Here is an 18,722-nt window from a genome sequence, read left to right as displayed (position 1 = left end):
ATATTTGGCGCATGGCTCTGACGGACGCGGCCGCAACGGCAGCTCATTTCGGAGCCGGCTTTGCCGACGCCTTGCGGGCATGTTCCAGCGCCTGCTTGATCTGCTGGTCATCGCGGTCGCGCAACCCTTGCGAGAGTTCGCGCGCGGCTTCGGCGCGTTCATTGGCATAGCGCTGCAGCAACTCCAGGCGTGGGACCGATGGTGCGGGACCCTCGGGTTGGGCTTGCACCAACTGTTCAAAGCTGCGTTCGTACACCGCGGCCACGTCGGCATCAATCTGGCCAGCCAATTCATCAAACGATTGGCCGTTGCGCGAACGGTTCGCCAGCAGGCTGCCCCAGCGCTGGCTGACGCGCTGGTCTTCTCCCAGAAACTCCTGGATCGCCGTGCGTGCCTTTTGCTCTTCGCTGTAGCGGTAGCTGGGCTCGGGCAGGCACCACACCAGCGTTGCGGTGCCCGCTACCACCAACATGGCTGTTGCGCCAGCCAGATGGCGGGGCGGGGGGGCTCCATGCAGACCCCAAGGCCGCGCCAGCACCACACCCAGCAAGGCGCCGGCCAGCAGGCCTCCGCCATGGGCCGCGTTGTCTATGCCCTGCACGACGAAACCGACGCCCAGCATCAGCGATGAGAACAGCGCCGCACCGCCGAACATCCAGCGGAAATCTCCGGGGTCCACGTTGCGCCGTTCGCGCCACAGGAACACCAGCAGAGCGCCATACAGGCTGAAGATGGCGCCCGACGCGCCACCCGACACGGCCTGGTTGCCATGCAGCACCAGCGACAGCAGATTGCCCAGCAGGCCGCTCAGCACATACAGCAGCGCAAAGCGCCAGCGTCCGTAGAGCTGCTCCACCAAGCGGCCCACATCCCATAGGGCCCACATGTTCAGGGCCAAATGCACGATTCCGAAGTGGATGAACAACGCGGTGAACAAGCGCCACCACTGGCCGTCTTGCGTGGCTGGGCCAAAGTTGGCACCCCAGGCCAGTTGTACGCCATTGGGTGTGTGCCAGAAACCGGCGCCCGCCAGCAGCATGATGGCGAACACGCCGACATTCACCGCCAGCAGGCCCAGGGTGACGGGAACGCGCCGCGCTGGCGTGCCCAAGAGCGCTGTCAAATTGCCGGGAGGAGGTGGGGTAGGGGTGTGGGGTGGGGAGGGGATGCCGTCGGCCATGGGGTTTCTTGAGATTGGCCTGCTTATGCGGCTTGCCGTGCAGCGGTTTTGGCAAACGATTTGCGCACCCGCGCGGCGCCTGCGCCGCTGCCAGAATCGGTGGCGGTGCTCTGGGCGGTGGATACCGGCTGGCCGGGCGCACAGCGCAGCGATGCAAAGGTGGCCTGCAGTTCTTTCTTCAGGGTTTGCAGTTGCCGGATGTGGGCGTCAATCTGCGCCATCTTGGTCTGTAGTTGGTGTTCGATGTCGGTACGCCCCAACTGGCCTTGCGCGAACTGGGGCAGCACCACGCGGATCTCCGCCAGCGAGAAGCCCAACGATTGCGCGCCGCGCACAAAGCGAATGGCCTCCAGATGGGCGGCGGTGTAGCTGCGGTAGCCATTGTCTTGGCGGGTGGGCGCAGGCAGCAGACCCTGCTTTTCGTAGTAGCGCACGGTGTCGGTCGATACGCTTAGGGTCTTGGCAAGTTGGCTGATGTTCATGGTGGTGGAAGGCTAGCCTAAGGAAAAAAAGCTTGACCTTGGAGCATAGACCAAGCTTTAGAGTTCCCTCGGTCTTTCGTCTATTTCACTCTATTGCCATTTATGAACATCCTCCCAACCCTGACATCGCTGCTGCTCTCCAGCATTGTTTTTGCCAACACCGCCTTTGCGCAGACCGAACCCGCAACGCCACAGGCTGCACCCCAAGTCGGCTTCTCCATCATCAAGACCGGCCAGGTGGCGGTGGCAGAACGCCTGCTGCTGCCCGATGGCAGTTGGACCAAAAAGATAGCCACCAATTTTTCGGCTTTCTTGATCAAGCACCAGCAGGACTACCTGCTGTTCGACACTGGCCTGGGGGCGCACATCGAAGACCAGTACGCACAAGACATGCCCTACTGGGCTCGCGTAGGTTTTGGCTTTGACAAGCCGGTGCTGCCGGCGCGCAAGCAGTTGGACGACGCGGGCTTTGGGCCTATCCAGAAAGTGATCATCAGCCACAGCCATTGGGACCATGCCAGCGGCGTGCCGGACTTTCCCGAAGCACAAATCCTCGCCTCTGAAGACGAGATGCCCGGCATTGCGCATCCCGAGTCCGGCGCCGGCACGGCCTGGCCCTCGCAAGTGGCGGGCCCGTCCATCCGTTGGGCGCCCTTGAAGCTCCAGCCCGTGGCCTACAAAGGTTACGCCCAGAGCCTGGACCTGTTCAACGATGGCAGCGTGGTGCTGGTGGCCATGCCCGGCCACACGGCGGGGTCTATCGGCATGTTTGTGACCGTGGACAGCGGCAAGTGCTACTTCTTCATCGGCGACGTGGCCTGGAAGACCGGCGCAGTGATGGCGGGTGCGCCCAAGTTCTGGGCCGCCAGCGTGGTTGTGGACAACGACCGCGCGCAAACCCTGCGCAGCGTGGAGCAGGTGCGCGATGTGGCGCAGAAGTACCCGGAGCTGGTGGTGGTGCCCGCGCACGATGGCGCGGTGCAGGATACGCTGGGCTATTTTCCCCACTGGGTTCGGTAGAGTCCTGGCGCGGTGCGTGGTACTGGGCAGGCCCTCAATATACCTATTTTGGGTTAATTGGAGGCTTTTCTCCAATTATTGAAGGTAAATTTGGCTGTAGCCCTCGCGGAATATGAATGTATCGCTATGAAAAGTGAAGCATGTCATGCGGCTGCTGTTGTGTCGCAGATCGCCAGGATTTTCAGTTAGACTGAGCCGAAGGAGTCAACACACTATGGCAGGCGTATTCGGGAAAGATCCCAACATGAAGAGGACCAGCCAGGCGCAGCTGGAGCGTACCAATGCCGAGCGCACGCGCAAGCGGGCAGAGGCTGCGGCCAAGTTCAACAGCAAGAAGCCGGCATCCACCACCCCGGGCGAGACACCCACCAAGTAGCTGCCGCACCGCGCATATGATGGCCCCTTCATTGGGGCCTTTCTCTTTTTCAACGCCGCTGAAAACCACGCACACACCATGAACAATAACAACGAAAACAACAAGACAAGCACGACCAAGATGAAGGCGCTCTGCATGGGCCTGGCACTGGCTGCCAGCTTCACCACGCCAGCCTTCGGTCAGGCTGCCACCACCACCAAATCGCCAGGCGCCGCCACCGCGCAGCAGCGCACCGAGGCACATTTCCGCGCCGTGCGCGCGCAGCCGCCCGAGCTGTGGGCCTTTTTGAAGGACATGCCCAAGGGCGGCGACCTGCATAGTCATTTGTCGGGCGCCGTCTATGCCGAGTCCATGATCGGCTGGGCGGCTGAAGACGGCCTGTGCGTCGATACCAAGACGTTGACCATCGTCAAAGCGCCGTGTGACGCTGCACAGGGGCAGGTAGGCGCCAAAGAGGCCCAGGCCGATGGCCTGCTGTACCGCCGCATGATCGACGCCTGGTCCATGCGCAACGCGCAGACCTCGGGCCTGAGCGGCCATGACCAGTTCTTTGATACCTTTGGCAAGTTTGGCGCCGCCAACAAGAACCGCACCGGCGACATGCTGGCCGAAGTGGCCGCGCGTGCCAGCGCGGGCCAGGTCAGCTATCTGGAGCTGATGCTGACCCCGGGCGGGTCAGAAGTGTCCAAGGTAGCCGCCAAGGCCGGCTGGAACGACGACTTTGCCAAGATGCGTGCAGCCATGCTGGAGGCCGGCATGCCCGATGCCGCCAAGGCGGCGGCGGACGAACTGGCCCGCGCCGGCGCCCGCAAGGCCGAACTCTTGCGCTGCGGCACGGCACAGGCCGCGCCCGGCTGCGGTGTGGCGATGCGCTACCTGTACCAGGTGCTGCGTGGCCTGCCCAAGGAGATCGTGTTTGCCCAGATGCTGGCCGGGTTCGAACTGGCCAGCCGCGCTGACTCACAAGTGGTTGGCCTGAACCTGGTCATGCCCGAAGACGCGTTGGTGCCCATGCGCGACTTCTCGCTGCACATGCGCCTGCTGGACTACCTGCACAGCGTCTACCCCAAGGTGCAGGTCACACTGCATGCGGGTGAACTGACGCCCGGCCTGGTGCCACCTGACGGGTTGCGCTTCCATATCCGCGAGTCTATCGAACGCGGCCACGCCACCCGCATAGGCCATGGCGTGGACGTGATGCAGGAAGACGATGCCGTGGGACTACTCAAGCGCATGGCACGCGACAAGATCATGGTGGAGATCTGCCTGACCAGCAACACCGGCATCCTGGGTGTGAGCGGCACCCAGCACCCGCTGTCAGCTTACTTGAAGTACGGCGTACCCACGGCGTTGGCTACGGATGACGAAGGCGTTTCGCGCTCGGAAATGACGCACGAGTATGCGCGGGCGGTGCAGGAGCAGAACATCAGCTACCGGCAGCTGAAGACCATGGCGCGCAATAGTTTGCAGTATGCGTTTGTGGAGGGCGGGGCGCTGTGGAAGGATGTGGAGAAGCAGCAACCCGTCGCCGCCTGCGCGGGTAGCCGGCCCGGTGCTACCAGTGTGGGCAAGCAATGCCAGGCGTATCTGGACCAGAGCGCCAAGGCCAAGCTGCAGTGGCAACTGGAAGACGCTCTTGCCAAGTTTGAGCGCAAGTTCTGAAGCCCAAGCAGGCTTAGACACTCGCTCATACCCATATTGGGTCATTTGGATGGATTTTGACCGGCCATCGGAATATTTTTTGCACTAGCCCTCGTCAAATATGGTTTAGTAGCTATCAAATATGTAGCGGCTAAGAGGAGCTTGGGTATTTACCGAGACGGAAGTTGCCACTCGGTATCGCGCTTCGCCTCTACGGGCTGGAGTGGTGGCCCTGATCCTCGCCCTCGAACAACGCCCGTTGTGCGGTCAAGCCGCTGTGCAGATGCTGCACCACGCTTTTGACGCGCTGCACGCGGCGCAGCTCCGGGTGGGTCAGCAGCCACAGCTCGGAGCTTAGTGCCGGCAAGGGTGGGGACACGCGGCGCAGCCCTGGGGTGCGCTCCCCGAGGTAGCAGGGCAGCAAGGCCATTCCCAGGCCGGCGGCGGCCAGCGAAGCCAGGGTGTGCAAGCCATTGGCCCGTGCGGCCGGGGTGGAGGCTAGCCCCCGCGCTTCGAGCCAGCGTGCGGATGCCAGGTGGCTCAGGGATGCATCGGGAACGACCCAGGGCCAGCGGTCGGCGCGGTCGAGCGAAACGTCAACCCAATCCTGCGGCGCATAGGCACACACCGCGATGCCGCACACCTTGCGTGCGACCACGTCGTCGGGCGGAACGGAGCCAGCACGCAGTGCAATGTCCGCTTCGCGCTGACCCAGGCTGAACAGGTTGTCGGCCGTGGTGATTTCCAAAGTCACGTCGGGCATGGCTTTGCGCGTGGAGGCCAGAACCTCGGGCAACACGCTCTGCATCAGCGTTGCGGTGGTGGTGATGCGCACACGACCCAAGGGTTGGCGCCGGTGCTGCATGAGGCGCAGCTCCACCGCATTGAGGTCGTCGTCAAAGCGTTGGGCCAAAGCAATCAGCTCTGCGGCCAATTCCGTGGGCGTGTGGCCGCTGCGGCTTCGGTCAAACAAGGGGGCGCCCAGGTAGGTCTCCAGCGCCTTGAGGCGGCGGTACAGCGTTGGATGGCTGGTGCCGAGCTTGGTGGCCGCTTGCGATAACGAGCCCGACTTGGCGATGGCTAGCACCAGTTTGAGGTCGTCCCAGTTCAGCGACTTCTGTTCAAAATTGAAATTCACGTTCTCAAACCTGTGGGTATGCAGGGTGTGACAGTTTTTCTAAGATGCGGGCACCGTATCACTTCAAGCAAACCATGACGTTTTCTATCGATTCCGCACGCCGTTTCATTCTCGCATTCACGCTGGCACTGTCTGCGCTGCCGACATGGTCTGCACAGACCCATTGCGACACGCCGGAGCATAGGCGGTTGGACTTCTGGGTGGGCAATTGGGAGGCGCGAGATGCCCAGGGAAAGTTGTTGGGGCTGCAGCGTGTGGAGCTGGTAGAGCGGGGCTGCGCGCTGCAGGAATGGTGGCGTGGGGAGGGCGAGGATAACGGCGCGGGCACCAGCCTGAGCATGTATGACAAGAAGCGCAAGCTGTGGAACCACTCGTGGTTCAGCGTGCGCGGCAATTTGTTGTCCATCGATGGTGGCTGGACGGGAAAGGCGATGGCTATGGCCGGTTACTACGTGAATGCACAGGGGCAAAGAGAACTGCACCGCACTTTTTGGACACCGCTACCGGATGGGCGGGTTCACCATCTGTGGGAATCTTCCACAGACCAGGGCCAAACCTGGTCGGCAATTCACGAGGCATGGCTCAGCAAAACAGCGCGTGCCATTGAAAAGTAAGGAAAGGTAAGCCGGCCAGGGCAAAAAAAAAGGCCGGTTTGCACCGGCCTTAACCTCTTGAGAAAAACTAGAACAAACTCGCGTGCTTACTTCATGTCCACGCCATAGAAGGTGTGGCGGCCGAATGGGCTCAGTTTGAAGTCGATCACTTCCTTGCGCACGGGCATCAGTTGCACGGCGTGGGCGATCGTGAACCAAGGAGCTTGTTCCTTGAAGATCACCTGGGCTTTTTCGTACAGTTTGGTGCGCTCGGCGGGGTTGGACACCACCTTGGCTTTTTGCACGACTTCTTCAAATGGCTGGTAGCAGAACTTGGCCACGTTGGAGCCATTGGTCTTGGCGGAGTCGCAGCCCAAGAGCGTGTTCAGGAAGTTGTCTGGGTCTCCGTTGTCACCGGTCCAGCCCATCATGCCCATTTGGTGCTCACCGTTTTGCATGCGCTTGCGGTATTCGCCCCACTCAAAGCTCTTGATCTCGGCAGTGACGCCGATCTTGGCCAGGTCGGCCTGCATCAGCTCGGCAATGCGCTTGGCATTGGGGTTGTAGGGGCGTTGCACAGGCATGGCCCACAGGTCGGTGGTGAAGCCGTTGGGGTAGCCGGCGGCAGCCAGTGCCTTCTTGGCGGCTGCGGGGTCATAGGCCTCGTCCTTGATGGACTTGTTGTACGACCATTGTGTAGGGGGGATGGGGTTGGTCGCGGCGACACCGGTGCTCAGGTAGACGGCATTCACAATCGCCTTCTTGTCGATGGCCATGTTGATGGCCTTGCGCACGCGGGGGTCGTCAAAGGGCTTCTTGGTGGTGTTGTAGGCCAGGTAGCCGATGTTCAAACCAGCCTGCTCCAGCACGACCATGTTGCTGTCCTTGCGGATGGCGTCCAGGTCGGCGGGGTTGGGGTAGGGCATGGCGTGGCATTCGCCCTTTTGCAACTTGGCCCAGCGCACCGATGCATCGGGTGTGATCGAGAAGATCAGGTCGTCGATCTTGGCTTTGCCAGCCCAGTATTCAGGGAAGGCCTTGAAGCGGATCAGTGCATCTTTTTGGTACTGCACCATCATGAAGGGGCCGGTGCCGATAGGCTCTTGGTCGATCTTCTCCGGTGTGCCTGCCTTGAGCATGGCGATGGCGTATTCCTTGGACTGGATGCCGGCGTATTCCATGGCCAGGTTGGACAGGAAGGGGGCCTCGGGCTTGTTCAGCGTGATCTTGACGGTGTATTCATCCACCTTGTCCACGGCCTTCAGCAGCTTGGGCATGCCCATGTCGTTGAAGTAGGAGTGGTTGGAGCTGGTGACCTTGAAGTAGGGGTCGGATTCGTTCCACTGGCGCTGGATCGCAAAGATGAAGTCGTCTGCGTTGAAGTCGCGTGTGGGTTTGAAGTTTTTGTTGGAGTGCCACTTCACACCCTTGCGCAGGTGGAAGGTGTATTCCAGGCCGTCATTGGACACGGTCCACTTTTCAGCCAGGCCGGGCACAACCTTGGTGCCGCCGCGCTCGAAATCAACGATACGGCCGTAGATTTGGGAGTTGACGTCGAACGATGTGCCGGTGGTGTTGATACCGGGGTAGAAGTTCTCAGGGCTGCCTTCGGAGCAATACACCAGGGTCTTGGCGGCAACCGGTGTCAGGGCCATCAAGGCGGGCAGGGCCACCGCGCACAACATGGCAATTTTGCTGGCACGCAGTCGGCTGCGTGGAATAGAAGTGGTCATCAAGAAAACTCCAGAAAAAAGGGGTGGCAAGCTACCCCTGAGGAAGGATTGAACCAAGCTTGTGGCCTGATCGCCGAACACCCATGTTACGCGAGTAAAGAGCTGCCCTGTATTGGGGTTCCTACTGCTAGGGATTTAGGTTGCCGCAGCCAGACGCGGTGCCTCAAAACAGGCCACCAGACGGCCATGCAGCTCTTGCAGCACGGGGCGTTCTTTGCGGCACTGGTCGGTGGCGTGCGGGCAGCGGGTGGAGAACACGCAGCCCACCGGTGGATTGAGTGGTGATGGCAGCTCACCTTTGAGCACGATGCGCTGCGTCACTGCGCCGCTGCCAGCCAGGCCGGGGGTGGAGGCCAGCAGGGCCTGGGTATAGGGGTGCAGAGGGCGGTTGAAGATGGCGTTTTTCTCACCATGCTCCACGGTGTTGCCCAGGTACATGACCAGCACATCGTGCGCAATGTGGCGCACCACGCCCAGGTCGTGCGAGATGAACAGATAGGCCAGGCCCAGGTCGCGCTGCAGATCGGCCAGCAGGTTCAGCACCTGGGCCTGGATGGATACATCCAACGCCGACACAGGTTCATCGGCTACGACCAAGGATGGCTCCAACATCAGCGCGCGTGCAATCGCAATGCGCTGGCGCTGGCCGCCGGAGAACATGTGCGGGTAGCGGTCGTAGTGTTCGGGGCGCAGGCCGACCAGGGCCAGCATGGAGCGGGCTTTTTCGGCACGCTGTGCGGCCGTCAGCTCGGTATTGATCTCCAGCGGTGCCTCCAGAATCTGGCCGATGCGCTTGCGCGGGTTCAGCGAGCCATAGGGGTTCTGGAATACCAACTGCACTTTCTTGCGCAAGGCTTTTTTGTCGTGCGCTGATGCATGGACCACGTCGATATCGCCCAGGTGCAGGCTGCCGCCGGTGGGGTGTTCGATCAGCGTGACCATGCGGGCCAGCGTGGACTTGCCGCAACCGGATTCGCCGACGACGGCCAGCGTCTTGCCGGCTTCGACGGTGAACGACACGCCGCCCACGGCTTGCAGCAGGTCGGGCTTGCTGAACATGCCTCGGCTGATGGGGTAGACACGGCGCAGGTCCTTGGCCGTGACGACAGTCTTGCCGGGCGTTGTGGTGGTGGTGCTAGGGGTGCTCATGCTGCGGCCTCCGCGTGTTTGGGGGCATGGGCATTGCGATCCGGGTCACCCAAGGGATAGTGGCAGCGCACGGCGCCGTCCTGCCAGGCGCGCAGCGGCGGGCGAGTCTGGCACAGGCCATTGTTGGCATAGCTGCAACGGGGCGCAAACAGACAGCCCTTGGGGCGGTCGTATAGGCCGGGCACCATGCCGGGAATGGTGGCCAGGCGCGAGTGGCCGTCGTTGCGCTCGGGCAGGGCTGCCATCAGGGCTTCGGTGTAGGGGTGCTGGGGGCTTGTGAACAGCGTGTTGGAGCCGCGCTCTTCCATGATCTGGCCGGCATACATCACGGCGATGCGCTGGGCCATTTCGCTGACCACACCCATGTTGTGCGTGATCAGCACCAGGGCCATGCCGCGGTCCTTTTGCAGGCTGCGCAGCAGGTCCAGGATCTGGGCCTGGATGGTCACATCCAGCGCGGTGGTGGGCTCGTCGGCAATCAGCAGCTTGGGGTTGCAGGCAATAGCCATCGCAATCATCACGCGCTGGCTCATACCGCCAGAGAGCTGGTGCGGGTAGACGCTCAGGCGGCTCTCGGGCGCGGGGATGCCAACCTGCTCCAGTAGCTCGATGGAGCGCTTGCGGGCGGCGGCTTTGTCCAGACCCATGTGCAGCTTCAAGGTCTCGGCCAGTTGGAAGCCCACGGTAAAGCAGGGGTTCAGGCTGGTGGTCGGGTCCTGGAAGATCATCGACAGATCTTTGCCCGTCAGGCGGCGGCGTTCGCGGTCGGAGAGGGCCAACAGGTCATGGCCATCAAAGCGCAGTTTGTCAGCCTTGACGCGGCCGGGGTAGGCCACCAGACCCATCAGGGCCATCATGGTGACGCTTTTGCCGGAGCCGGATTCGCCGACGATGCCCAGCACGTCGCCGGTGTCCAGCTTCAGGCTGACGCCGTCAACGGCGTGCATGGTGCCGTTGTGCGAGGGGAACTCGACCGACAGGTTTTCAATTTCTAGCAATGCCATTTTGAATACAGCTTCTTGAAGGTGAATTTTCCGCAGGGCCGCCCCAAGGAAAATTAGCCCCCTCGGGGGGCAGAGAGGACACGCAAGTGCCGAACGTGGGGGCCATACTTCAACGTTTGAGCTTGGGGTCTAGCGCGTCACGCAGTCCGTCGCCCAGCAGGTTGAAGGCCAATACGGTGATCAGGATGGCCAGCCCGGGGAAGGTCACCACCCACCAGGCGCGCAGCACGAATTCGCGTGCGTCGGCCAGCATGGTGCCCCATTCGGGTGAGGGCGGCTGTGCGCCCAGGCCCAAGAAGCCCAGCGCAGCCGCATCCAGAATGGCGGTGGAAATGCCAAGCGAGGCTTGCACGATCAGCGGTGCTGTGCAGTTGGGCAGCACTTCCTTGAACATGATGCGCAGGTGCCCGGCACCTCCCATGCGGGCCGCGGTGACGTAGTCGCGCGAGGTCTCTGCAATGACCGCCGCGCGCGTGATGCGCACATAGTGCGGCAGCACCACGATGGACACGGCCAGCATGGCGTTCATCAGACCGGGGCCAAGGATGGCGACGATCACAATCGCCAACAGCAGGCTGGGCAATGTCAGGATGATGTCCATGATGCGCATGACCGCAATCTCGAACATGCCGCGGAAGTAGCCAGCAAGCAGACCCAACGTGGTGCCGATCAACACGGACAAGGCAACCACAGCGATGCCGATGGTCAGCGAAAGCCGTGCGCCGTGGATCAGGCGCGAGAGGATGTCACGGCCAATCGCATCCGTGCCCAGCAAATGGGCCGACGAGCCGCCGGCCGTCCAAGCGGGTGGTACCAGGAAAACGGCGTTGTCGGTCAGGTCGGGGTTGTAGGGGGCCACAACATTGGCCAAGGCCGCCAGCAAGAGCACCGTCATCACAATGAGCAACCCGCCCAGGGCGCCGCGGTTGGCGCTGAAGTAGCGCCAGAAGTCTTTGAGCGGATGCAGTGGAGCAGCCTGTGCGGGCGATTCAGAAGGTGCAGCCATAGTGTTTGATGTCGTCGTCATTTTTGGTGGCGAATGCGCGGATTGATGATGCCGTAGGCCACGTCCACCAGCAGGTTGACGGCCATGACCAGCGAGCCCAGCAACAGCATGCCGCCTTGCAATACGGGGTAGTCGCGCCGGCTGATGGCTTCGATCAACCACTTGCCAACACCGGGCCAGGAAAAGATGGTCTCCGTCAAGATGGCGCCGGTGAACAGCACGCCCACTTGTAGGCCGATGACGGTGATGACGGGAATCAATGCGTTGCGCAGCGCATGCACGGCGACAATGCTGAAGCTGGACAAGCCCTTGGCGCGCGCGGTGCGAATGTAGTCTTCACCCAGCACCTCCAGCATGGCGGAGCGCGTCATCCGCGCGATGACGGCCAGCGGATTGGTGCCCAGCACGATGGCCGGCAAGATCAGGTGTGCAGCGGCGGACCAGAAGGCCTCGTGCTCATGCGCCAGCAGTGTGTCGATCAGCAAAAAGCCGGTCACCGGTTCGATGAAGTACTGCACGGCGATACGGCCAGAAACCGGCGTCAGATCCAGCTGTACCGAGAACAGCAGGATCAGCAACAGACCCCACCAGAAGATGGGCATGGAGTAGCCGGTGAGTGATACGCCCATGACGCCATGGTCCAGAATGGAATTGCGCTTGACTGCGGCGATGATGCCCGCCGGTATGCCGATCAGCAGCGCGAACAAGATGGCGCACAGACCCAACTCCACCGTGGCTGGAAAGAGTGCGGTGAACTCGCTCAGCACAGGGGCCTGCGTGATGATGGACTTGCCCAGATCACCCTGCAAAACCTTGGCAATGTAGATGCCGTATTGCACGATGACGGGCCGGTCCAGACCGTATTCCTTGAGCAGCACAGCATGGCGCGCGGCATCAATGCCGCGCTCACCAGCCAAGGTTTCAATAGGGTCGCCAGGGACCAGGCGAATGAGGAAAAACGCCACCAGCGTCATGCCGAAAAAAGTCGGGATGATCAGGCTCAAGCGCGTGAACAAAAAGCGCAGCATGGGGTTGGTGTTGTGGGAGTTGTATAGACAAAAAGGCCTGCACCGGGCTGGTGCGTGAGGCCCCGCATTCTACCAATGCAAAAACCGGGCCGCGACCCTCTTGGCACGGTGTTTCTACCTAGTTGTCACCTATGTTCTGCATCCCAAGAACTGCTGGCGACGGGCATAAAAAAAGGCCGACAAGATCGGCCTTTTTGGGTTTGGCAGATGCCAATTATTTGAGGTGCTTGCCGATCAGGCCAGCCATCTCAAACATGGAGACTTGCATCTTGCCGAAGATTTCCTTCAGCTTGGCGTCTGCATTGATCATGCGCTTGTTGACGGCGTCTTGCAGCTTGTTCTTCTTGATGTAAGCCCACAGCTTGCTCACCACTTCTGTACGTGGCAGGGGGGTTGCACCCACGATAGCGGCCAAAGCGGCGCTAGGTGTCAAGGCCTTCATGAATGCAGCATTCACGGTGCGCTTCTTGGCGGGAGCCTTGGGAGCTGCCTTCTTGGCAGGTGCCGCTTTCTTAGCGGGAGCTGCCTTCTTGGCGGCTACTTTCTTAGCGGGAGCTGCTGCTTTCTTTGCAGGAGCAGCTTTCTTTGCCGGAGCGGCTGCCTTTTTAGCAGGTGCCGCTTTCTTAGCCGGAGCTTTCTTTGCAGTTGCCATGATTGAACGTCCTTCTTGAAGTTGATTAATCGCCAGTGAAAAGCTGCCCTTTCACTGGTACCCGGATGCTACTGGAGAAAAAGCGCCTTATCCAGCGGAAAAATGACTTTTTCATTGGGAAATGTTGTTTTTTCCATTGGAGAATGGGCCCATTTGGCAAAAAGGAGAGATGAGCTATGGCGATCGCGTTTGCAACCTGTGACCTGTGCGATGACCACAAGGGGGATTCCACTGGCGATTTTCGGGTGCTTCCACCGGTGTTTCGGGACTTTGGCGGGGTCAAAAAGTTCGCAGGCCCGGTGGCGACGGTCAAGTGCTTTGAAGACAATACGCTGGTCAAGGCCGCAGTTGATTCACCGGGTTATCTGGAGACGCCTGAGGGCCGCGTGGCCAAGGTGCTGGTGGTCGATGGCGGTGGATCCTTGCGCAAGGCGCTGCTGGGCGGCAACCTGGGCGCGGCTGCTGCCCGCAATGGTTGGGCCGGTGTCGTCATCGACGGCTGCGTGCGCGACACCGCAGAACTGGCCGCGCAGGCGGTGGGCATACGCGCCCTGGCCGCCATGCCCCTGCCCACCGAGAAGCGCAACCAGGGCCAAGCCGACGTGGCCGTACAAGTGCAGGGCGTGTGGGTGCGCCCGGGCGATTGGCTCTATGCCGATGAAGACGGCATCGTCGTCGCGTCTAAGGCGCTGGTGTAGTCGTACTGCCCGAGGGCAGTGTGGCCAGCAGCACGCCTAAGAGCGCGATGCCAAAGGCCAGCATCTGCATCCCGCTCAACGCCTCACCCAGCACCAACACACCCACCAGCGCGGCGGCGATGGGCAGCATCACGCTGAACACGCCAGCGCGGGCCGCGGGCACGGTTTGCAGACCCGTCATCCATAGCCAGACGGTCCATACGCTGGCCGCCAAGGCGTAGAAGACCAGCAGCAGCCACAGGCCAGGCGTGACCGTTGCAAATTGGAAGTGCAGGGCGGCGTACAGGCCCATCGGCGTCATCAGCACAAAGCCCCACAGGTTGATGAGTGCCGCGATGCGTTTGGGTGACAGGCTGCCGGTCAGCTTCTTGCCGATGACGGCATAGGCCGCCTCGCACAGCACGGCCACAAACACCAGGACATTGCCCCACAGGGAGAGGTCATTGGCGCTATGGGCCTCTGGCCCTCGTGAAATATGCGTGGACAGCTCACTTTTTGAGAGCGCCACCAAGGCAATGCCCAGCACGCCGCAGGCAATGGCCAGCCAAACGCGCAGGCCAATGCGTTCTTTCAAAAACGCCCAGCTCATCACCGCCACCACGGCGGGTATGGTCGCCATGATGACGCCGGCCGACACTGCAGTTGTCATGCTGACGCCGAACAGCATGGCGATGGAGAACAAAAAATTCCCGACAAAGGATTCCAGGAACAGAAGGCGCTTGGTGGCGCCCGTCATCGGCGCCTCGTTTGGGGTGCGCTTGAGCCAGTGCGCCATTGCGATGCCGCCTATGCCAAAGCGCAGCCAGGCCAGCAAGAAGACTGATAGTGCGGCCACCAATGGCTTGGACAGCGCGACATAGCTGCCCACCAAGGCCATGCTCAGACCGAGGCTGCCATAGGCCAGCCAGCGAGCCGGCTGCCTGGCCGATGATGTGGCCTTAGCCCCGGCGGTACCTGTCAAGCGGTCTCGCCAGACAGCTTGTGGTGGCCGGCGTGTGCGTTCTTGATGGCCTGTGGGCCTAAAGAGCCCACCAGCATGCCCAATAGAGCGGCCAGGACGCCGGCGAGCTGGGCGGGGAACTCGGTGCCAGCGGGCGTGGCCAGGAACAGCACCCAGGTCAGCAGACCCAGCACGATGGAGAACAGGGCCCCCTGCGTGGTGGCGCGCTTCCAGTACAAGCCGAACACCAAGGGCACGAAGGCGCCTACCAGGGTCACCTGGTAGGCACCCGAAACCATTTCATAAATCGGGGTGCCCTGGGTCTTGATGGCGTAGGCCAACACCGAGACGCTAAAGACCAGCACGGTGATGCGCATCGTGCGCAGCTCTTCCTTGTCGCCCATGCGGGGTTTGAACTGGCGCCAGATGTTTTCCACAAAGGTCACACTGGGGGCGAGCAGGGTGGCCGAAGCCGTGGATTTGATGGCCGACAGCAGTGCGCCAAAGAACAGCACTTGCATCACGAAGGGCATGCGCTCCAGCACCAGTGTGGGGAGCACTTTTTGTGGATCTTCCTTCAGCAGCGCCGCGGTCTGCTCCGGCATGATGATCAGCGCGCTGGCCACCAGGAACATGGGCACAAAGGCAAACAGGATGTAGCAGACACCGCCGATGACGGGGCCCTTGGTTGCGGCATTGATGTTGTTGGCCGACATCACGCGCTGGAAGACGTCCTGCTGGGGGATGGAGCCCAGCATCATCGTGATGGCTGCGGCAAAGAAGAAAACAATGTCCTTGAAGCTGGGCTCGGGCAAGAACTTGAACATGTCTTTGCTGACCGCCAGGGAGACTACCTTGTCGGCGCCACCGGCCATGTTGCCGGCAAACACGGCCAGGATGGCCAAGCCGCCGACCAGGATGATCATCTGGATGAAGTCGGTCACCGCCACCGACCACATGCCGCCAAACAGCGTATAGGCCAGGATGGACAGCACACCAATTGTCATGCCCATGGGAACGCTGATGGCTCCGGCCGACAGCAGGTTGAACACCAGGCCCAACGCGGTAACCTGCGCCGACACCCAGCCCAGATAGCTCAGCATGATGATCAGGGAGCAGACGATTTCTACTGCTCGGCCGAAGCGTTCTCGGTAGTAGTCGCTGATGGTCAGCAGATTCATCTTGTAGAGCTTGCCGGCGAAGAACATACCCACCAGGATCAGACAGGTGCCAGCGCCGAACGGGTCTTCGACAACGCCGTTGAGCCCGCTGTTGACGAACTTGGCCGGAATGCCCAGCACCGTTTCGGAACCAAACCAGGTCGCGAACGTCGTGGTGACGATCATGATCAAAGGCAGATTGCGACCTGCGATCGCGTAGTCCGAGGTGTTCTTGACGCGCTTGGCCGCGTAGAGACCAATGGCGATGGTGATCAGCAGGTAGACGATGACCAGGGTCAACAGCACGGCGCACTCCTTTTATTTAAAAACCGCGCATTATCCCAACAGTTTGTAAGGGAAACGGCGTTTGCCCGTCATGTTGGGCGTGTGCAATGTGTAAAGCGGTCCTGCAGCCAGAGGGCTGGGGCGTTGGCACGGTGCATGCATTTGCCCTTCAGAATTTTCATATCGCAATTTTTAAAGTTCACATTGAGAAATGAATGATGTAAGCCATTGATTTGTATGGAAAAATATTTAGTCATATATAAGACATAAGATACAATTTAAGTCTTATAGAAGACTACAATAGGGCCAAGCTTGAAATGCAAAGCTCCCTTCAGGCGCAGAATTTCTTTAACTACGACGGAGTGATTCCATGACTACTCAGACCCGTGAACAGCAAATCGCAGCCCTTGAAAAAGACTGGGCCACCAACCCCCGCTGGAAAGGCGTCAAGCGCGGCTATTCCGCAGCCGACGTCGTTCGCCTGCGCGGCAGCGTGCAGCCCGAGTACACATTGGCCAAGCACGGCGCCGAAAAGCTGTGGGCCAAGGTCAACGGTGGTGCCAAGAAAGGCTACGTGAACGCCTTCGGTGCAATCTCCGCCGGTCAAGCCATGCAACAAGCCAAGGCTGGCCTGGAAGCCGTGTACCTGTCGGGCTGGCAAGTCGCAGCTGACGGCAACACATCCGAAACCATGTACCCCGACCAGTCGCTGTATGCCTACGACTCGGTGCCCACCATGGTTCGCCGCATCAACAACACCTTCAAGCGCGCCGACGAAATCCAGTGGGGCCGTGGCATCAACCCCGGTGACAAAGAATTCATCGACTTCTTCCTGCCCATCGTGGCCGACGCGGAAGCCGGTTTCGGTGGCGTGCTGAACGCGTTCGAACTGATGAAGAACATGATCACAGCCGGTGCTGCCGGCGTGCACTTTGAAGACCAGTTGGCTGCCGTGAAGAAATGCGGTCACATGGGCGGCAAGGTGCTGGTTCCCACCCGCGAAGCCATCGAAAAGCTCATCGCTGCCCGTTTCGCCGCCGACACCATGGGCGTACCCACCATCATCTTGGCCCGTACCGATGCGGAAGCCGCCAACTTGATAACCAGCGATTACGACGCCAACGACAAGCCCTTCATCACCGGCGAGCGTACGCAAGAAGGTTTCTACCGCGTCAAGAACGGCCTGGAGCAATCCATCAGCCGTGGCGTGGCCTACGCTCCCTACGCTGACCTGGTGTGGTGCGAAACTGGCGTGCCCGACATCGGCTTCGCCCGCGAATTCGCCCAGGCCGTGTTGAAAGAGTGCCCCGGTAAGCTGCTGTCTTACAACTGCTCTCCTTCCTTCAACTGGAAGAAGAACCTGTCGGACTCGCAGATCGCTTCCTTCCAGGAAGACCTGTCCGCACTGGGCTACAAGTACCAGTTCATCACGCTGGCCGGTATCCACATCAACTGGTTCAACACCTTCCAGTTTGCCCACGCTTACGCCCGCGGCGAAGGCATGAAGCACTACACCGAAATGGTGCAAGAGCCCGAATTTGCTGCCCGCGACAAGGGTTACACCTTCGTGTCGCACCAGCAGGAAGTGGGCGTGGGTTACTTCGATGACGTGACCACCGTGATCCAAGGCGGTACATCCTCCGTCAAGGCGCTGACCGGTTCTACCGAAGAAGAACAGTTCCACTAAGCCGTCTGCGTCTTTGCTAGACTGCCGGGGGCCGGGCTTTCGCAAGAAGGCCCGGCCTTTTTCATTGGCTGTTGCGGGAAGTATTGGGATGACGCTGTACGTATCGGATCTGGATGGCACCTTGCTGAACCGTGAAGGCAAACTGTCCGAGCGCAGCCGCGTGGGTTTGACGCACCTGCTGGAGCAGGGGCTGTTGTTCACTGTGGCCAGCGCACGCCACGTGTCATCGATCTACAGCCTGCTGGGCGATTTGCCCCTGCGCCTGCCGGTTATCTCGGGCAACGGCGCCTACATCAGCGATATGCGCAGCGGCCGCCACGAACTGGTGCGCACTATAGACCCAGGCTTGGCACAGTCCATCTTTGCCTTGGTGCGTGCGCACGGTTTGCTACCCATGTTCTCTACCCATGGCCCCAGGGGTGACCACCTGTTCTACCACTCGGCAAGCAACATAGGCCAGCAGATGTTCCTGGACGACCGCCTGAGCATCGGTGACCCGCGCTTGCGCCAATCGGCACGTTTGCAGGACGAATTGGTCGATCCGGTAGTGACGCTGATGGTGATTGATCGAGAAGCCCCCTTGCTGGCCTTGCAGGCTGCCATAGAGGAGCTGTGTGGTGACGCGGTCGAAACCCATTTGGCGGAAGATTTGTATTGCCCAGGCTGGCCCTGGCTGACTGTGCACGACAAGCGCGCCAGCAAAGACCAGGCGATCCAGACGCTGACCGAGCGCTATGGCCTGACCGAGCGGGAGATCGTGGTCTTTGGCGACCACGTCAACGATGTCAGCATGCTGCGGGCCGCCCACCGAGGTATTGCCATGGCCAATGCCATTGATGCAGTCAAGCAGGAAGCCCATACCGTGATCGGTCCACACCATCTCGACAGCGTGGTGCAATTCATTGAGGGCGACTGGCGGCGCTAAAGCATCCGTAGCAAACCCTGGCGTG

At 60.9% G+C, this 18,722-nt stretch carries 18 protein-coding genes; 7 read left to right on the top strand and 11 right to left on the bottom strand.

Going from position 1 to position 18,722, the window contains the following annotated elements; genetic code table 11:
• Window positions 1-43 precede the first annotated feature (43 nt).
• A complete protein-coding gene (locus AC07OO_RS21000; protein WP_495084093.1) occupies window positions 44-1,180 on the bottom strand; it encodes a rhomboid family intramembrane serine protease in 1,137 nt (378 codons plus the stop codon).
• A gap of 23 nt (window positions 1,181-1,203) precedes the next feature.
• Entirely contained in the window at window positions 1,204-1,662 is a 459-nt protein-coding gene (locus AC07OO_RS20995; protein WP_495084092.1) for a heavy metal-responsive transcriptional regulator, read from the bottom strand.
• Between the two features lie 102 nt (window positions 1,663-1,764).
• Here AC07OO_RS20995 and AC07OO_RS20990 point away from each other — a divergent pair, with 102 nt between their 5' ends.
• From AC07OO_RS20990 to AC07OO_RS20980, 3 genes are all read left to right on the top strand, one after another.
• Window positions 1,765-2,682, top strand: coding sequence for an MBL fold metallo-hydrolase (locus tag AC07OO_RS20990; protein WP_495084091.1), 918 nt, complete (start codon window positions 1,765-1,767; stop codon window positions 2,680-2,682).
• 244 nt (window positions 2,683-2,926) lie between these two features.
• Entirely contained in the window at window positions 2,927-3,058 is a 132-nt protein-coding gene (locus AC07OO_RS20985) for a hypothetical protein (RefSeq protein WP_495084090.1), read from the top strand.
• A 78-nt stretch (window positions 3,059-3,136) separates the two neighbouring features.
• Window positions 3,137-4,720 carry an adenosine deaminase family protein gene (locus AC07OO_RS20980; protein WP_495084089.1) on the top strand — a complete coding sequence of 528 codons (1,584 nt, stop codon included), beginning with the start codon at window positions 3,137-3,139 and terminating at the stop codon, window positions 4,718-4,720.
• Between the two features lie 190 nt (window positions 4,721-4,910).
• Here AC07OO_RS20980 and AC07OO_RS20975 read toward each other — a convergent pair whose 3' ends face one another.
• The gene (locus AC07OO_RS20975) at window positions 4,911-5,837 is read right to left on the bottom strand and encodes a LysR family transcriptional regulator (protein WP_495084088.1); all 927 of its coding nucleotides are present in this window, start codon (window positions 5,835-5,837) and stop codon (window positions 4,911-4,913) included.
• Between the two features lie 74 nt (window positions 5,838-5,911).
• Between AC07OO_RS20975 and AC07OO_RS20970 the strand changes: the two genes are divergently transcribed.
• Window positions 5,912-6,451, top strand: coding sequence for a hypothetical protein (locus tag AC07OO_RS20970; protein WP_495084087.1), 540 nt, complete (start codon window positions 5,912-5,914; stop codon window positions 6,449-6,451).
• A gap of 86 nt (window positions 6,452-6,537) precedes the next feature.
• On the opposite strand, the gene AC07OO_RS20965 is transcribed toward AC07OO_RS20970, so the two are convergent.
• From AC07OO_RS20965 to AC07OO_RS20940, 6 genes are all read right to left on the bottom strand, one after another.
• On the bottom strand, window positions 6,538-8,163 hold the full coding sequence (locus tag AC07OO_RS20965) for an ABC transporter substrate-binding protein (RefSeq protein WP_495084086.1): 1,626 nt from the start codon (window positions 8,161-8,163) through the stop codon (window positions 6,538-6,540).
• 135 nt (window positions 8,164-8,298) lie between these two features.
• The gene (locus AC07OO_RS20960) at window positions 8,299-9,312 is read right to left on the bottom strand and encodes a peptide ABC transporter ATP-binding protein (protein ID WP_495084085.1); all 1,014 of its coding nucleotides are present in this window, start codon (window positions 9,310-9,312) and stop codon (window positions 8,299-8,301) included.
• Window positions 9,309-10,316, bottom strand: a complete 1,008-nt coding sequence (locus AC07OO_RS20955; RefSeq protein WP_495084084.1) for an ABC transporter ATP-binding protein — start codon at window positions 10,314-10,316, stop codon at window positions 9,309-9,311. Before AC07OO_RS20955 ends, AC07OO_RS20960 begins: the two co-directional genes overlap by 4 nt.
• Window positions 10,317-10,425: 109 nt before the next feature.
• Window positions 10,426-11,343, bottom strand: a complete 918-nt coding sequence (locus AC07OO_RS20950; protein ID WP_495084083.1) for an ABC transporter permease subunit — start codon at window positions 11,341-11,343, stop codon at window positions 10,426-10,428.
• On the bottom strand, window positions 11,340-12,350 hold the full coding sequence (locus AC07OO_RS20945; RefSeq protein WP_495084082.1) for an ABC transporter permease subunit: 1,011 nt from the start codon (window positions 12,348-12,350) through the stop codon (window positions 11,340-11,342). Before AC07OO_RS20945 ends, AC07OO_RS20950 begins: the two co-directional genes overlap by 4 nt.
• 214 nt (window positions 12,351-12,564) lie before the next feature.
• Entirely contained in the window at window positions 12,565-13,002 is a 438-nt protein-coding gene (locus AC07OO_RS20940; RefSeq protein WP_495084081.1) for an SWIB/MDM2 domain-containing protein, read from the bottom strand.
• 176 nt (window positions 13,003-13,178) lie between these two features.
• Here AC07OO_RS20940 and rraA point away from each other — a divergent pair, with 176 nt between their 5' ends.
• Window positions 13,179-13,700, top strand: a complete 522-nt coding sequence (gene rraA, locus AC07OO_RS20935; RefSeq protein ID WP_495084080.1) for a ribonuclease E activity regulator RraA — start codon at window positions 13,179-13,181, stop codon at window positions 13,698-13,700.
• On the opposite strand, the gene AC07OO_RS20930 is transcribed toward rraA, so the two are convergent.
• Window positions 13,684-14,577 (bottom strand): DMT family transporter, encoded by an 894-nt coding sequence (locus tag AC07OO_RS20930; protein ID WP_495084123.1) that lies wholly within the window; start codon window positions 14,575-14,577, stop codon window positions 13,684-13,686. The genes rraA and AC07OO_RS20930 overlap by 17 nt on opposite strands.
• Window positions 14,578-14,657: 80 nt before the next feature.
• Window positions 14,658-16,106 carry a high affinity choline transporter 1 gene (locus AC07OO_RS20925; RefSeq protein WP_495084079.1) on the bottom strand — a complete coding sequence of 483 codons (1,449 nt, stop codon included), beginning with the start codon at window positions 16,104-16,106 and terminating at the stop codon, window positions 14,658-14,660.
• A gap of 349 nt (window positions 16,107-16,455) precedes the next feature.
• On the opposite strand from AC07OO_RS20925, the gene aceA reads away from it, so the two are divergent.
• Both aceA and AC07OO_RS20915 read left to right on the top strand, forming a co-directional pair.
• Window positions 16,456-17,772, top strand: a complete 1,317-nt coding sequence (aceA, locus tag AC07OO_RS20920; protein ID WP_495084078.1) for an isocitrate lyase — start codon at window positions 16,456-16,458, stop codon at window positions 17,770-17,772.
• An 88-nt stretch (window positions 17,773-17,860) separates the two neighbouring features.
• On the top strand, window positions 17,861-18,697 hold the full coding sequence (locus AC07OO_RS20915; protein ID WP_495084077.1) for an HAD family hydrolase: 837 nt from the start codon (window positions 17,861-17,863) through the stop codon (window positions 18,695-18,697).
• The last annotated feature ends 25 nt before the right edge of the window (window positions 18,698-18,722 follow it).

Source organism: Rhodoferax sp. GW821-FHT07G04 (assembly GCF_059418585.1).
The sequence above is the reverse complement of the archived record's forward strand: the minus strand, read 5'-3'. Positions and strand labels throughout refer to the sequence as shown.

Excerpts from the sequence above, each read along its gene's own strand:
- AC07OO_RS21000 (WP_495084093.1), bottom strand. The coding sequence starts at position 1,180 with ATGGCCGACGGCATCCCCTCCCCACCCCACACCCCTACCCCACCTCCT.
- AC07OO_RS20995 (WP_495084092.1), bottom strand. The coding sequence starts at position 1,662 with ATGAACATCAGCCAACTTGCCAAGACCCTAAGCGTATCGACCGACACC.
- AC07OO_RS20990 (WP_495084091.1), top strand. The coding sequence starts at position 1,765 with ATGAACATCCTCCCAACCCTGACATCGCTGCTGCTCTCCAGCATTGTT.
- AC07OO_RS20985 (WP_495084090.1), top strand. The coding sequence starts at position 2,927 with ATGAAGAGGACCAGCCAGGCGCAGCTGGAGCGTACCAATGCCGAGCGC.
- AC07OO_RS20980 (WP_495084089.1), top strand. The coding sequence starts at position 3,137 with ATGAACAATAACAACGAAAACAACAAGACAAGCACGACCAAGATGAAG.
- AC07OO_RS20970 (WP_495084087.1), top strand. The coding sequence starts at position 5,912 with ATGACGTTTTCTATCGATTCCGCACGCCGTTTCATTCTCGCATTCACG.
- AC07OO_RS20965 (WP_495084086.1), bottom strand. The coding sequence starts at position 8,163 with ATGACCACTTCTATTCCACGCAGCCGACTGCGTGCCAGCAAAATTGCC.
- AC07OO_RS20960 (WP_495084085.1), bottom strand. The coding sequence starts at position 9,312 with ATGAGCACCCCTAGCACCACCACCACAACGCCCGGCAAGACTGTCGTC.
- AC07OO_RS20955 (WP_495084084.1), bottom strand. The coding sequence starts at position 10,316 with ATGGCATTGCTAGAAATTGAAAACCTGTCGGTCGAGTTCCCCTCGCAC.
- AC07OO_RS20950 (WP_495084083.1), bottom strand. The coding sequence starts at position 11,343 with ATGACGACGACATCAAACACTATGGCTGCACCTTCTGAATCGCCCGCA.
- AC07OO_RS20945 (WP_495084082.1), bottom strand. The coding sequence starts at position 12,350 with ATGCTGCGCTTTTTGTTCACGCGCTTGAGCCTGATCATCCCGACTTTT.
- AC07OO_RS20940 (WP_495084081.1), bottom strand. The coding sequence starts at position 13,002 with ATGGCAACTGCAAAGAAAGCTCCGGCTAAGAAAGCGGCACCTGCTAAA.
- rraA (WP_495084080.1), top strand. The coding sequence starts at position 13,179 with ATGGCGATCGCGTTTGCAACCTGTGACCTGTGCGATGACCACAAGGGG.
- AC07OO_RS20930 (WP_495084123.1), bottom strand. The coding sequence starts at position 14,577 with ATGGCCTTGGTGGGCAGCTATGTCGCGCTGTCCAAGCCATTGGTGGCC.
- aceA (WP_495084078.1), top strand. The coding sequence starts at position 16,456 with ATGACTACTCAGACCCGTGAACAGCAAATCGCAGCCCTTGAAAAAGAC.
- AC07OO_RS20915 (WP_495084077.1), top strand. The coding sequence starts at position 17,861 with ATGACGCTGTACGTATCGGATCTGGATGGCACCTTGCTGAACCGTGAA.